General features: G+C 39.4%; 14 protein-coding genes. All 14 read left to right on the top strand.

What is annotated here, in order from left to right:
• Window positions 1-101: 101 nt before the first annotated feature.
• Complete coding sequence (locus KI363_RS11335; protein WP_212966365.1) at window positions 102-614, top strand: hypothetical protein; 513 nt, start codon at window positions 102-104, stop codon at window positions 612-614.
• A gap of 201 nt (window positions 615-815) precedes the next feature.
• Entirely contained in the window at window positions 816-1,253 is a 438-nt protein-coding gene (locus tag KI363_RS11330) for an OsmC family protein (protein WP_212966364.1), read from the top strand.
• A gap of 158 nt (window positions 1,254-1,411) precedes the next feature.
• Window positions 1,412-1,615, top strand: coding sequence for a hypothetical protein (locus KI363_RS11325; protein WP_158321802.1), 204 nt, complete (start codon window positions 1,412-1,414; stop codon window positions 1,613-1,615).
• A 185-nt stretch (window positions 1,616-1,800) separates the two neighbouring features.
• On the top strand, window positions 1,801-3,288 hold the full coding sequence (locus KI363_RS11320) for an MFS transporter (protein WP_212966363.1): 1,488 nt from the start codon (window positions 1,801-1,803) through the stop codon (window positions 3,286-3,288).
• A 392-nt stretch (window positions 3,289-3,680) separates the two neighbouring features.
• Window positions 3,681-5,750 (top strand): bifunctional aldolase/short-chain dehydrogenase, encoded by a 2,070-nt coding sequence (locus KI363_RS11315; protein WP_212966362.1) that lies wholly within the window; start codon window positions 3,681-3,683, stop codon window positions 5,748-5,750.
• Between the two features lie 134 nt (window positions 5,751-5,884).
• Window positions 5,885-7,303 carry a rhamnulokinase gene (gene rhaB, locus KI363_RS11310; RefSeq protein ID WP_212966361.1) on the top strand — a complete coding sequence of 473 codons (1,419 nt, stop codon included), beginning with the start codon at window positions 5,885-5,887 and terminating at the stop codon, window positions 7,301-7,303.
• 1 nt (window position 7,304) lies between these two features.
• Complete coding sequence (rhaA, locus tag KI363_RS11305; protein WP_246516842.1) at window positions 7,305-8,555, top strand: L-rhamnose isomerase; 1,251 nt, start codon at window positions 7,305-7,307, stop codon at window positions 8,553-8,555.
• 109 nt (window positions 8,556-8,664) lie between these two features.
• Window positions 8,665-9,426 carry a DeoR/GlpR family DNA-binding transcription regulator gene (locus tag KI363_RS11300; RefSeq protein WP_212966359.1) on the top strand — a complete coding sequence of 254 codons (762 nt, stop codon included), beginning with the start codon at window positions 8,665-8,667 and terminating at the stop codon, window positions 9,424-9,426.
• A gap of 89 nt (window positions 9,427-9,515) precedes the next feature.
• Entirely contained in the window at window positions 9,516-10,235 is a 720-nt protein-coding gene (locus KI363_RS11295) for a (Fe-S)-binding protein (protein ID WP_158321747.1), read from the top strand.
• A 12-nt stretch (window positions 10,236-10,247) separates the two neighbouring features.
• Window positions 10,248-11,675, top strand: a complete 1,428-nt coding sequence (locus tag KI363_RS11290) for a LutB/LldF family L-lactate oxidation iron-sulfur protein (protein ID WP_212966358.1) — start codon at window positions 10,248-10,250, stop codon at window positions 11,673-11,675.
• Window positions 11,675-12,397: a LutC/YkgG family protein gene (locus KI363_RS11285; RefSeq protein ID WP_212966357.1), complete on the top strand. Its 723-nt coding sequence runs from the start codon at window positions 11,675-11,677 to the stop codon at window positions 12,395-12,397. The genes KI363_RS11290 and KI363_RS11285 overlap by 1 nt, the downstream gene beginning before the upstream one ends.
• A 308-nt stretch (window positions 12,398-12,705) precedes the next feature.
• Window positions 12,706-12,840 (top strand): P-loop nucleotide/nucleoside kinase family protein, encoded by a 135-nt coding sequence (locus tag KI363_RS22025; RefSeq protein WP_246516841.1) that lies wholly within the window; start codon window positions 12,706-12,708, stop codon window positions 12,838-12,840.
• A gap of 80 nt (window positions 12,841-12,920) precedes the next feature.
• On the top strand, window positions 12,921-13,292 hold the full coding sequence (locus tag KI363_RS22020; protein WP_246516840.1) for a hypothetical protein: 372 nt from the start codon (window positions 12,921-12,923) through the stop codon (window positions 13,290-13,292).
• Between the two features lie 112 nt (window positions 13,293-13,404).
• Complete coding sequence (locus KI363_RS11275; protein WP_212966356.1) at window positions 13,405-14,106, top strand: SDR family oxidoreductase; 702 nt, start codon at window positions 13,405-13,407, stop codon at window positions 14,104-14,106.
• Window positions 14,107-14,172: the final 66 nt, after the last annotated feature.

The raw sequence follows: 14,172 nt of genomic DNA, 5'->3' as shown, positions 1-14,172 counted from the left end.
GCAAGCATGGTTATTCACTCGTATATCTTTCTAAAATAGGTTTGTTATCGAGTTTTTGGTTTAAAATAGAGGTGTTTAGTGAAAGGAACGGAGGCAATAATATGTTTGATCCAACCGTCTTTGAAAATTTAAAAGTAGCTTTTGAAAACCATCTCTATGATTTGGATAATATCGATCAGAAGATCCTGATACAAAATAGAAAGGATCAAATGGATTTTGCGCGCTTATCTAGATGCCTATCCCTTGAATTCATATTGGTTGACCAACCGGAAGTGACAGCAGAGTTAAAATTGGGGACTTTACTTGAAGACTTGGCGGGGGAGATATTAGAAATGCCCGAAGCCCAGCCAGGATGCTTCCTGCTTCTACAATTTAGAAAAGCAGTAAGGGAGCCACATAAGGAATGTGAACAAATCAAACAAGTATTATCCTCCATTTGGGAGGAAGATGTGGAGTTAACACAAACATTAAGTTTCATATATGGCGAAAAGTGGGGATATCTAAACAGGATTGAAGTTCAATTCAAATCAAAATTAACGGAAGAACATATGGGGGAAATAAAGGATTTTTTGACATACGTTTTGATGTCACTGGAACAGTTGAATCAAATCTAAATAGTTATAAGAGAAGCGCAAGCACCCCGCGATCTTACCGCCTGCAGCTAGACATTGAAGGACGAACTGATGTTCGCTTATCGAAGAAGACGTAAATTTGCTAGTCGCTAGGCGCTGGATCCAGCATTTGCCCAAATTCTTTCTTATCCTTAAAATAAAGAGACCCATATCTATTTGGTACTATAAAGAAGAGGTGATCTTATGGCAGAGCATCATTTTCACTTACAGGCACAGTGGCCAGGTGGAAGAAATAGTGAAGGTTATATCAATACGGGAAATTTGCGGACGAAAATATCCATTCCAGCTGAAATGGATGGACCAGGGATCGGGACGAATCCAGATGAAATGCTGTTAGGAGCTGCTGCTACTTGTTACTTAATTACATTAGCCGCAATGATTGAAAGAGCAAATTTACCACTAAAAGAAATGGCTTTAGAATCAGAGGGAATTGTCGAAGTGACAAATGGCGTCTTAACCTATAAAAAGATCATCCATCGGCCTACCGTTGCCCTAGAAGATGCGGAAGAGAAGGCATACACGCTACTTGAAAGACTTATTCATAAAGCGGAACAAACCTGTATGATTTCTAAAGCAATTAAAGGAAATGTGGAGGTGGAGCTAGAAGCAACTATTCGTTAAAAGCATTTTGAGAAAGGCCGGTTTCGTGTAATGCTTCTACAAGAATAGCGCAATGAACTTTAAAACGAAACAAACTATATAAATCTGTTCCATAATGTATTACACTTAATGAAACAATACTAAATGGGGTGATTCCTTTGTGGTGGATTGTAGGTGTCATGATATTTTCCGTGCCGATTATAGCGATTATTACGAATCATATGCAAGAACGTGCACAGATCAAAGGGAAATTCATTCAAGATCAGTTGGAATTAGAAAAGCTGAAGCATGAAAATTTCTTATTGGAAACAGAAAAGCTTAGGCTCGAATTAGAACAGATGCAATTAGAACAGCCTAAAGAGGACATGTATAAATTGAAATAAAAAAGAGGGAAAACTCCTATTGTAAAAAATCTGTTAGAAACATAACAGGTTTTCTACAATAGGAGTTTTGATTTTATGTGCTGCCCCCTTATATGGCTATCCATCCCTAATTGTAAAACTCACAAGTTTAAGAAATTATGATTAGGGAACATTTAAGGATAGAGATATTAGAGAGGGGTCTGTTCATGAGTCAAAAAAGGGATAAAAGAAAAAAGAAAAAATACAAAGTACATAAAGACGATATTACGGTCATTGATGCGGATATTGCGAAAAAGGCTGTGGTTGCAACAGCATTAGGAAATGCCATGGAGTGGTTTGATTTTGGGATTTATTCCTATTTGGTCGTCATCATCGGGCATGTATTTTACTCGGGTGTAAGTGATTCTGCCCAGTTAGTGTTTAGTTTTGGAACATTTGCGGTTGCCTTTCTCGTGCGTCCCATTGGTGGGATGTTCTTTGGTATGTTAGGTGATCGATTAGGGAGAAAAAGGATCTTGGCCGTGACATTGATTATTATGTCTCTTGCTACACTAAGTATTGGACTAATTCCAGTTTACGATACCATTGGAATCACTGCCCCGATTTTATTGCTATGTGCCAGGCTTGTGCAGGGGTTTTCAGCAGGTGGTGAATATGCTGGTGCGATGACCTTTATCGCTGAATCCACTCCAGATAATCGACGTGTCTTTATGTCGAGTGGTTTAGAGGTGGGGACCTTAGTAGGCTACATTGGTGGGGCCGGACTGGTGACACTTCTAACCTTTATTCTTGGTTCAGATAGAATGCTCGATTGGGGGTGGCGAGTCCCATTTTTGATTGCTGCTCCGATTGGTATTATCGGATTGTACCTACGAAACCATCTAGAAGAATCACCAGCCTTTGCGGCAATGGAAGAGCAAAAGCAAGGGGAAGCGAAGGGGAGAGAACATGTTTCATTAAAAGAACTGTTCCTATACCATCGTCGCTCCGTTTTAATGTGTTTGGTCTTAGTTTTCTTCTATAATGTCATTGATTATACAGTATTAACCTATATGCCATCCCATCTAACAGCTGTTTTAGGGTATGGAGAAACAAAAGGACTTTTGTTGATCGTCATTGTCATGTTTATTATGATTCCACTAGTATTAACAATCGGCTATTTTGGAGATCGTTTCGGTAATAAACGGATCATGCAAGTCAGCTTGATTGGAATTATCTTGTTATCAATTCCATCATTTTTATTAATTGGTAGTGGGAATAACTGGTTGGTCTTTTTCGGATTACTCATATTGGGTGCTTTTTTAGCAGCCATAAAAGCAACGATGACCTCGCAATTACCATCTTTGTTTTTTACCGAAGTAAGATACGGAGGTTTGGCACTTACTTATAATATTTCCGCATCGCTATTCGGAGGTACGGCTCCTTTACTAATCGCTTGGTTGATTAATCTTACAGCTAACCGACTCGTTCCTGCCTTCTATTTAATATTCGCTTCACTAATTGGGATCGTAGTTGTCACGTTATTTCTTAAAAATACTTCAGGAAAACCGCTCCGTGGTTCACCACCTGCTGTTACAGAAAATCATGATATCAAACAGGTTATAGAAGACTTAGATGAAGAACTTTGGTGGGGCGAGGAAAAGCATAAGATCGATATGAAAATTGAGGAAACGAATGAGGAGAAAAAAGATTAACGGTGACCACATGTCACTTTTTATAGGATAAGAAATAAATTTAGCCTATTGCTGAATCTAGCTCCAGCACCACCTATTAATATGCTACACAACGAAAATTCCCTATCTAACTTCTGTTGGTTATGGGATTTTTTTTGTGATCTTTTTTTGTTAAAAACGTAAGAGAGCGGAAATTCGTAAGTCTATGCGTTAAAGATAATAACAATAAAAACCAACACAATCGGTAATTCGCTTTATGGAGGAAATTATAAAGTTTTACTATCTCACTTTAGATAAAACACAGGTAAACAAAAGTAAACAAATGTATATACAAAATAAAAAGTGGGTGATATAATATATACAGAAACAAAAGATAATATTCGGAAGATATTAAACGATCAGGAGGGATACATATGGTGCAGAATTTATGGAATCAAGAAACAGCTGAAGGGATGAATAAGGGCCTTGAGGAGCTTGTCTATCGTTCCAATTTATTAGGAGCCGATCGAGCTGTTTGTAATTGGGGCGGTGGTAATACATCTATGAAAACAATAGAGAAAGATTTTCGTGGACGCGACATTGAAGTAATGTGGGTCAAAGGAAGTGGATCAGACCTTGCAACAATGGGGGCTAAGAATTTTACAGGTTTACATTTAGAAGATATTCGCCCGCTGATGGAACGGGATGAAATGACAGACGAGGAAATGGTCGAGTACTTGTCTCATTGTATGATTGACAGTAGTCACCCGCGTGCCTCAATTGAAACATTACTTCATGCCTTTCTACCATTCAAGCATGTCGATCACACACATCCGGATGCGATTATTAGCATTTGCTGTGCAGATAACGGGAAGGAAATTGCTAAAGAAATATATGGAGATCGTTTTGTTTGGGTCCCTTATATTCGCCCGGGATTTACTTTATCAAAAATGATCGCAGAAGGTGTGCAGAATAATCCAAATGCTGATCTTGTCCTAATGGAAAAACATGGACTTGTTGTTTGGGGAGAAACAGCGAAAGAAAGTTATGATAAAACGATTGCGGTCATCAATGAGGCTGAACAGTATATTCAAGCACAGATGGATAAAACCACTGTATTTGGTGGTCAAAAGTACAAGTCATTGGCGGAAGAAGAGCAAAAGGATATTCTTGCTCAAGTTCTACCAATTATTCGTGGTGCTGTAAGCCAAGATCAAAAGATGTTATTAACGTATGATCATTCAGATGATGTATTAGAGTTTGTCAATAGCCAAGACGCCTTTACACTCTCGCAAGTTGGGGCAGCATGTCCAGACCATTTAGTGCATACGAAGCGAGTTCCACTTTATATTGATTGGGATCCATCCAGTAAAGATGTTGCACAATTAATAGAATTGATCCAGTCTGGCATTGAACGCTTTAAGGACGAGTATATCGCTTATTTTGAACGTAATCAGCATGAAGGCGACAAAATGTTTGAACCCGTACCGCGAGTAATATTGATCCCTGGTCTCGGTATGGTGAATTCAGGTAAGAGCTTAAGCGCGGCCAATGTAAGTGCTGGATTATATCATCGTGCCATCGCTGTCATGAAAGGTGCAACCGCTTTAGGTCATTTTGTTTCATTAAATGAAAATGAATCTTATAATATAGAATATTGGCCACTAGAACTTTATAAACTATCATTAGCACCAGCAGAAGCCGAGTTTTCTAGAAAAGTAGCGTTTGTGACAGGGGGAGCAGGTGGAATTGGCAGTGCAACATGCCGCAGGTTCGTATCTGAAGGAGCCCATGTCGTGATTGCCGATTTGAATCTAGAAGGCGCGGAAAAAGTTGCGTCTGAAATAAACGAGCAATATGGCGAAGGCCGTGCGATCGCAGTGAAAATGGATGTGACGAGTGAGGAACAAGTACAAGCAGCATTCGAACAAGCAGCGTTAACGTATGGTGGAGTTGACATCATTGTGAATAATGCTGGACTAGCGACCTCAAGTCCGTTCGATGAAACCTCATTAAAAGAATGGAATCTGAATATGGATGTTCTAGGAAAAGGTTATTTCCTCGTCGCAAGAGAAGCATTCAAACAAATGAAAGCTCAAGCAACAGGCGGAAGTATGGTATTTATCGGGTCCAAAAACTCGATTTACGCTGGGAAAAATGTGACGGCCTATAGTTCAGTTAAAGCACTTGAAGCCCATTTAGCAAGATGTATTGCAGCCGAAGGCGGGGAATATGGTATTCGTGTGAATACAGTGCTCCCAGATGCCATTTTGCAAGGTTCAGCAATTTGGGATTCCAAATGGCGAGAAGAACGAGCACAGGCTTACGGTATTGAGCCGGATCAATTAGAGGAACATTATCGCAAACGGACAACTTTACTAGTCAATATTTATCCGCAAGATGTTGCAGAAGCGATTGCCTTTTTCGCATCATCTAAGTCGGCGAAGACAACAGGAAGCATGCTAACAGTCGATGGTGGAGTACCGGCTGCATTTACAAGATAAGGAAATACATCTGACTCGCATGAGAGTCAGATGTATCTATTAGTTTATATAGAAAACGCTTTAGGGCCTGCAAGATGTTGATTAGGACGGTGGCGATCGTGATCACACCTTTAGCTTTTCGAAGGAGGTACAAAATGGAGTATTGTCTAGCCGTTGATATTGGCGCTTCTAGTGGCAGGGTGATGTTGGGAAATCTTGAAGATAGAAAAATGAAACTTAAGGAAATTCATCGCTTTGCGAACAACCTCATTGAGAAAAATGGTCATTTTTGCTGGGACATTACTCGTTTATTCAATGAGATTAAAACAGGAATAAAGAAGTGCAATCAGTTGGGTGTTAAGCCTGTTAGCATTGGCATTGATACATGGGCTGTTGACTTTGTTTTATTAGATGAACACGACGAACTGTTAACAGATGCCGTTAGCTATCGGGATCCACGTACAGATGGCATGATGGAAGAAGTCGAGAAAATCATCATGAAGGAACGTTTATATTTGGAAACAGGCATTCAATTCCAAAAATTTAACACCATTTATCAGTTATATGCTATAAAAAAGCAACAACCAGAAGTGTTAAAAAAAGCAAAAACATTTTTAATGTTACCAGACTATCTTCACTTTCTATTAACAGGGAAAAAAGCAAATGAATATACCAATGCCACCTCAACACAGTTGCTTAACGCGTTCACAAAAAAATGGGACAAAGAGATTATCAACCAATTAGATTTGAATATTGATATGTTCCAAGAAATCAAAATGCCGAAAGACAAACTTGGGCATTTAAAACCGGAATTAGTAGAAGAATTTGGCTTTGATCTAGAGGTGATCTTACCTGCTACTCATGATACAGCTTCAGCAGTACTTGCTGTTCCGGAACTAGATGAGACAATTTACATTAGTTCAGGGACATGGTCTTTAATTGGAGTTGAAAATGACTTTCCTATTTGTGTTACGAAAGCTTTAGACTACAACTTCACGAATGAAGGGGGGATGGATTATCAATTCCGGTTTTTGAAAAATATTATGGGGCTCTGGATGATCCAAGAAGTTCACCGCAATTATGAGCAAAAATATTCTTTTGCTGAATTAGTTGATTTATCACGAGGAACTTCTAATTTCTCATCGATAGTAAATGTAGATGATCAACGATTTTTAAAACCAGAAAATATGATAGAGGAAATTCAAAACTATTGCCGAGAAACAAATCAACAAGTACCTGAAACACCCGGTGAAGTAGCAAAATGTATATTTGATAGTCTTGTCATTAGTTATGTACAAGCAATAGGGGAAATAGAAGAAATTTATGAAAGAGAATTTAGTACCATCAATGTGATTGGTGGTGGTTCGCAAAACGAACTTCTTAATCAATTAATTGCCGATGTCACGAAAAAAGAAGTGTATGCGGGTCCAATTGAAGCGACTGCAATCGGCAATCTAGTTGTCCAATTGATTGCCTTAGGAGAAATACAAGGTATTCATGAAGCTAGAAGCATCATTAAGCAATCCTTTGAAGTGAAAAAATATGTTCATCATAACGAGCGAGGAGGATTATAAAGTGGGAAACCAATTTGAACTAGCAAAAAAAGAGTATGAACAATGGGGAATTGATGTGGAGGAAGCTCTGGAAAAATTAAAAAATATCCCAATTTCAGTTCATTGTTGGCAAGGTGATGATATTGGCGGTTTTGAGGTTAATAAGAATGAACTATCTGGCGGAATTGAAGTGACAGGAAATTACCCTGGGAAAGCAAGAACACCTGAAGAACTTCGCATGGATTTGGAGAAGGCGTTCTCATTAATTCCTGGGAAACATCGGGTGAATTTACATGCGATTTACGCTGAAACAGATGGGGAAGTAGTGGATCGCGATAAAATCGAACCAAAGCATTTTGAAAAATGGGTAAAATGGGCAAAAGAACAAGGCGTTGGCCTTGACTTCAATCCAACATTATTCTCCCATGAAAAGGCGGCTGATGGACTGACCTTAGCACATCCTGACCCGAAAATTCGCCAATTCTGGATTGATCACTGTATTGCGAGCCGGAAAATTGGTGAATACTTTGGAAGAGAGTTAGGGACACCTTGCTTAACAAATATTTGGATTCCTGACGGATATAAAGATATTCCAAGTGACAGATTAACACCAAGAAAACGTTTAAAAGAAGCGCTCGATGAAATTTTCGCCGTAGAAATTGATGAAGCCTACAACATCGATTCGGTAGAAAGCAAGTTGTTTGGAATTGGTTCAGAGGCCTTTGTTGTTGGCTCCCATGAATTTTACCTAAACTATGCGCTTGCAAATAATATGTTATGCTTGCTAGATACGGGGCACTATCATCCAACAGAAGTGGTCTCGAATAAAATTTCGTCCATGCTTCTTTTCAATGATAAGCTAGCCCTTCATGTATCAAGACCTGTACGCTGGGATAGTGATCATGTCGTCACATTTGATGACGAACTAAAGGAAATTGCGCTCGAAATCGTTCGTAATGATGCATTGGATAAAGTGATGATTGGCCTAGATTTCTTTGATGCCAGTATTAATCGAGTCGCGGCGTGGACAATTGGAACACGTAATATGATTAAAGCCTTGCTGTATGGTTTACTCATGCCAAATGAGCAGCTAAAAGAGCTCCAGGAAAAAGGCGATTTTACAAAACGACTTGCTATTATGGAGGAATTCAAAACTTATCCATTTGGCGCCATTTGGAATCATTATTGCGAACAAATGAATGTTCCAGAGAAGGAACATTGGTTAGAGGAAATTGATCAATATGAAAAAGAGGTACTTTCAAGCAGAAAATAAGTAAATAAGAAATGCAACTCCATTGGGGCTGCATTTCTTTCCTTATATATTCTATTTCATGCTCCTTTCTTGTACAATTAAAATGAATGACAAATAACGAGGTGGCAACATGCTAGTAGCAGAGAGACATAAGAAAATAATCACAATCGTAGATGAGAAAGGGAGCATCCGTGTATCAGAATTAAGTCAAATTTTTAACGTGACAGAAGAGACCATTCGCCGTGATTTAGAAAAGCTCGAGACAGAGGGAAAACTGCAAAGGAGCCATGGTGGAGCTGTTAGTGTGAAACAGGAGGGGCAAGTCGAACTCCCCTATTTTGAACGTGAAATTAGAAATGTAAAGGAAAAAATGGCAGTAGCGGAAGAAGCGATCCATCATGTCTCAATCAATGACCGAATTATTTTAGATGCGAGTACGACTGCTTGGTATATGGCAAAAAGATTGCCTGATATTCCACTAACAGTAATTACAAATTCCATGAAGGTCATAATGGAACTGTCTACAAGGGAAAAAGTAACCGTGATTTCAAGTGGCGGAACGTTAATGTCTAGGTCGTTATCGTTTGTTGGCCCGTTAGCGATGGAAACGATCGAACCTTACCATGTGAATAAGGCGTTTATATCATGCCAAGGTATTCACAATGAACGCGGTATCAGTGATTCGAACGAAATGCAATCATTTGTGAAAAAGAAAATGATTGAAATTGCGGATGAAGTTTATTTGCTTGCTGATTATACAAAATTTGGTGTCCAAGCCCTTTCAAGAATTGCTCCACTCGAAACGATTCACTATATGATTACAGATTCAAAAACAGACCAAGCCTATATTAGGTCATTACAAGAGCTGAATATTGAAGTAATTTGTCTTTAAAGGATGTTCAAAAAGTCGGGTGAAAATGACACTTCGAATTTTTGAACACGTACCTTTAGAAATCCACCTTTGAAAGAAGGAAAAAACAAATGAAAGTATCTTTATTTATTACATGTTTAGCTGACGTATTTTACCCTGGTGTTGGACAAGATGTTGTGGATATTTTAGAACGTCACGGTTGTGAGGTTGATTTTCCAGAAAAGCAAACATGTTGTGGACAACCCGCCTATAACAGCGGCTATCATAAGGATACGAAAGATGTAGCCAAGCATATGATCACAACATTTGCGGATGCCGATTATGTCGTATCCCCATCTGGTTCATGTACCATGATGTTCCATGAGTATGTCCATTTATTTGCGCATGAGCCAGAGTGGCAAGAAAAAGCCCAACGTTTAGCCGAGAGAACGTATGAATTTACACAGTTCCTCGTCGATGTATTGAAGGTTGAAGATGTTGGAGCTGTTTTTCCAGCAAAGGCTACTTACCATACATCCTGCCATATGACCCGTCTTCTTGGTGTAAAAGAGCCTCCTATGAAACTATTGAAAAATGTAAAAGGCTTAGACTTAGCAGAGCTTCCAAATAAAGAAATATGTTGCGGATTTGGCGGGACATTTTCTGTCAAAATGGTGCCAATTTCCGAGCAAATGGTCAATGAAAAAATTGAACATATTGAGGAAACAGAGGCAGACGTTTTAATTGGTGCAGATTGTAGTTGTTTAATGAATATTGGCGGTAGAATGACGCGCCAAGGGAAACCGATTAAAGTGATGCACATTGCGCAAGTCTTAAATAGTAAGGGATAAGGGGTGATTTGTATGCCAATGAAAATAAGTGAAGAACAGTTTTTTAACCGGGTAGATAAAGGATTAAAAGACAATTTCATGAGAAATGCAATGGTCTCAGCACAGGAAAGATTGCGTAGTCGAAAACTAGACGCACAGGAAGAACTAGGAAACTGGGAAGAATGGCGAAATCTAGCGGAAGAAATCAGACAACATACGTTAACTCATTTAGATTTTTACTTAGAACAACTGGCGGATAATGTTGTGAAAAGAGGCGGCCACGTATTTTTTGCCCAAACAGGTGAAGAGGCCAATGAATATATCACGAACATCGTGAAACAAAAAGAGGCAAAAAAGGTAATTAAATCGAAATCAATGGTGACAGAAGAAATTAGTATGAATGAAGCCCTTGAAGATATAGGCTGCGAAGTAATTGAGTCTGATCTAGGAGAATATATTTTGCAAGTGGATGACCATGATCCTCCATCACATATTGTTGCACCTGCATTGCATAAAAATAAAGAGCAGATTCGTGATACATTTAAAGAAAAAAAGGGATATAGCAAAACCTCCAAACCTGAGGAGCTGGCTTTATTTGCTAGGGAACAATTACGTGAGGAGTTTTTAACAGCGGAAATTGGTATAACCGGCTGTAATTTTGCTGTCGCTGAATCAGGTGCAATCTCCCTTGTTACGAACGAAGGAAATGCGCGGCTAGCTACAACTTTGCCGAAAACACAAATCACTGTGATGGGCATGGAAAGAATCGTCCCAACATGGGAAGAACTTGATATATTAGTGAGTATGCTTTGCAGGAGTGCCGTTGGGCAAAAATTAACAAGTTATATTACAGGGCTAACAGGACCAAAAGACGAAGGGGATATAGATGGTCCTGAAGAATTCCATCTTGTCATTGTGGATAATGGCCGTTCCAATATTTTAGGCACTGAGTTTCAGTCTGTTCTGCAATGCATCCGCTGTGCTGCCTGCATTAATGTTTGCCCAATCTATCGCCATGTTGGCGGTCATTCTTACGGTTCCATTTATCCAGGTCCCATTGGCGCGGTTCTCTCACCGCTACTCGGAGGGTATGAGGACTACAAAGAGTTGCCATATGCCTCAAGCTTATGTGGTGCCTGTACAGAAGCCTGTCCAGTCAAAATTCCCTTACATGATCTATTAATAAAACATCGAAAAGTCATTGCTGATGAACAAGGAAAAAGCGGGTTTGGTGAAAAACTAGCCATGAAAGGATTTTCGATGGCGGCAAGCTCACCGAAACTTTTCAATATGGGGACAAAAGTAGCTCCGACTGTTATGGGACCGCTTGCGAAAGAGGGTAAAATTACGAAAGGACCAGGTCCAATCAAACCGTGGACAGATATACGTGATTTTCCAGAGCCTAGTAAACAAACATTTAGAGAATGGTTTAAAAAGCGGGAGAAAGGTAGTGACAATTAATGGGGACTGAGAGAATCCATCATAAAGAGCGCTTTTTAAATCAAATTGCCAAAAGTCTTGGACGAGAACGGATCAAAACTCCCGTTGAACGCCCGGTTTGGAAACAGCAACCACAGAAAGAAGTCTATAAAGGGTTTAGTCAAGATCAATTGGTTGATATTTTGAAAAAACAATGTGAGAACATCCATACACAAGTGGTGGAAGTAGAAAGGAAAGAATCTTTACCTTCAGAACTTGAAAGATTGATAGACCAAATTGGGGGAAAATCAATTGTAAGTTGGGATGATCCTCGGTTTCAAGAGTATCAAATCAACCAATATTTTCAGAAAGCTAGTAGCAAAGGGGTAGACGTCCATATTTGGGATAGGGACCTTGGCGATGAAAATATTCACAAAGCAGAAAAAGCCGATATTGGGATTACTTTTTCAGACATAACTTTAGCTGAATCTGGCACTGTCGTGTTATTTAGTGACTATGGAAAAGGCCGATCCGTTAGCCTGTTACCAACCGTTTATATTGCAATTATCCCAAAAAAGAGTATTGTTCCAAGAATGACGCAAGCAACAAGCTATATTCATCGTATGCAACAGGAGGAAGGGAAGGTACCTTCCTGTATCAATTTTATCTCAGGTCCAAGTAACAGTGCAGACATTGAGATGGATTTAGTTGTTGGGGTCCATGGTCCAGTTCAGGCGTATTATGTGATTGTGGATGAGGATTGAAAACTGATTGAAAGTATAAAAAGAAATAGTCAAGAGGCTATCCAAAGTCGATTTTTCGGCTATTGGTAGCCCCTTTCCATCTTCCTCGCCTACTCGATTCCCCTGTATTCAAAACAGAGTTATAGGTAAATATATATGGAGTGAACGCGTTTTCAGGGATTTCCTAATATACTGGAGGTCCCTTTACGTATTAATTTGCACATACCATACTTTAGAATAGAAGAATCTTGAGGGAATAGAATCTTGGTGGTATAGTAATGAAAAGTTCTGTAAACAGACCAAATTGCTGTTCACTGGGGGAATGGGTTATGCCGAAAGTTATTTTTGTAAGCGGGGTTGCGGGGACGGGGAAAACGACAGTCTCTAAACATCTACATAAGTATATTCCTGCTGTCTATTTGGATAAAGATACAGTAGAGGAAAATTTAGTGAGAATTTCTTAAAAGCAACAGGTTATGATCCTCAAGATCGTGATTCCAAATATTATAAGAAGCATTGTCGTGACTTAGAGTATGATGTGACGATGGATTTGGCAATGGAAAATGCAACACTTGGTCTTGATTCCATTCTAGTTGGCCCATTTACAAAAGAAATTGAGACAGCAGAATGGCTAGACCGAAAATTAGCTGAGTTTGGACTTTCACGAGAAGAGGTTACAGTCAAAGTTCTCTTCGTTACATTGAAGGATACAGAGTTGCAAAAAGAGCGGATCATTGAACGTGGAGCAATGGATCGTGATCAATGGAAAATCGACAATTGGGATGAATATGAACAAAGCTTAGACTTGCCAACTGTCGCTTGGGGAATTCCGGAATCAGATATTCTGGTATTTGATAACTCAGGAGAATTAACTGAAGAGAAAATAAATAATCTTGTAGCTTTTATCGAACGATAGATAGAGCTTTTGCTAAAAGGAATAAGGGACTGGCAAATCAAAGGGATTTGTTCAGTCTTTTTAAATATTTCATGATAAGCTTTTTAATGAAAGAAACAAAGGAGGGACTGTTGTGGGAAAATTAAAGGGAAAGATTGCTGTTGTAACAGGGGCAAGTAGTGGTATTGGGGCAGGCATAGCACGGGAACTTGCTAGTGAAGGAGCTAGTGTGGTGCTAACGGCCCGTAGTATGGAAAAGCTGAAAGAACTAGAGAATGAGATTCACCAACAAGGAAAAGGAAAAGCCCTTGCTGTCAAAACAGATATGGCCAATCGAGATAATGTGGAGGAGATGGTAAAAAAGGCAAATGAGGCCTTTGGAGATGTAGATATTTTTGTGAATAATGCGGGACAGATGCTTACAGGTACTGTCCGTTCTGGGGAAGTAAAGGAATGGGAGCAAATGATTGATGTCAATATTAAAGGCATCTTATATGGCGTTCATTCGGTGTTGCCATCGATGCTGGAGCGATCTACGGGACATATTATTAACATCGCGTCTGTCTCTGGATATGAAGTGACAAAGACAAGCACGGTTTATAGTGCAACCAAATTCGCTGTGAGAGCTATTTCTATGGGATTAGAAAAGGAACTGGCGAGAACAGGCGTTAGAGTGACAAATATCTCTCCAGGGATGGTAGCGACTCGTTTAAGTAACTCCACAGTAATGGATCGGAAAAAATTGGAAACAGAAGATATTGCCAAAGCAGTCGTTTACGCAGTTACACAACCAGCATATGTAAATGTGAATGAAATCACCATCCGGCCGGTCTGAACAAGAATGAATAGGAAAACCCCGAATCTACCTATAGAGGTATTCGGGGTTTTTGAAATTCTGTCA

Origin of the sequence: Lederbergia ruris, assembly GCF_018332955.1 — a bacterium.
GTDB lineage: Bacteria > Bacillota > Bacilli > Bacillales > Bacillaceae_C > Lederbergia > Lederbergia ruris.
Note: the sequence above shows the minus strand (reverse complement) of the source record. Positions and strands in the feature narration are given on the sequence as shown.

Bases quoted from the DNA above. Each gene is read 5' to 3' on its own strand.
- KI363_RS11335 (WP_212966365.1), top strand. From the start codon at position 102: ATGTTTGATCCAACCGTCTTTGAAAATTTAAAAGTAGCTTTTGAAAAC.
- KI363_RS11330 (WP_212966364.1), top strand. From the start codon at position 816: ATGGCAGAGCATCATTTTCACTTACAGGCACAGTGGCCAGGTGGAAGA.
- KI363_RS11325 (WP_158321802.1), top strand. From the start codon at position 1,412: ATGATATTTTCCGTGCCGATTATAGCGATTATTACGAATCATATGCAA.
- KI363_RS11320 (WP_212966363.1), top strand. From the start codon at position 1,801: ATGAGTCAAAAAAGGGATAAAAGAAAAAAGAAAAAATACAAAGTACAT.
- KI363_RS11315 (WP_212966362.1), top strand. From the start codon at position 3,681: ATGGTGCAGAATTTATGGAATCAAGAAACAGCTGAAGGGATGAATAAG.
- rhaB (WP_212966361.1), top strand. From the start codon at position 5,885: ATGGAGTATTGTCTAGCCGTTGATATTGGCGCTTCTAGTGGCAGGGTG.
- KI363_RS11300 (WP_212966359.1), top strand. From the start codon at position 8,665: ATGCTAGTAGCAGAGAGACATAAGAAAATAATCACAATCGTAGATGAG.
- KI363_RS11295 (WP_158321747.1), top strand. From the start codon at position 9,516: ATGAAAGTATCTTTATTTATTACATGTTTAGCTGACGTATTTTACCCT.
- KI363_RS11290 (WP_212966358.1), top strand. From the start codon at position 10,248: ATGCCAATGAAAATAAGTGAAGAACAGTTTTTTAACCGGGTAGATAAA.
- KI363_RS11285 (WP_212966357.1), top strand. From the start codon at position 11,675: ATGGGGACTGAGAGAATCCATCATAAAGAGCGCTTTTTAAATCAAATT.
- KI363_RS22025 (WP_246516841.1), top strand. From the start codon at position 12,706: ATGCCGAAAGTTATTTTTGTAAGCGGGGTTGCGGGGACGGGGAAAACG.
- KI363_RS22020 (WP_246516840.1), top strand. From the start codon at position 12,921: ATGGATTTGGCAATGGAAAATGCAACACTTGGTCTTGATTCCATTCTA.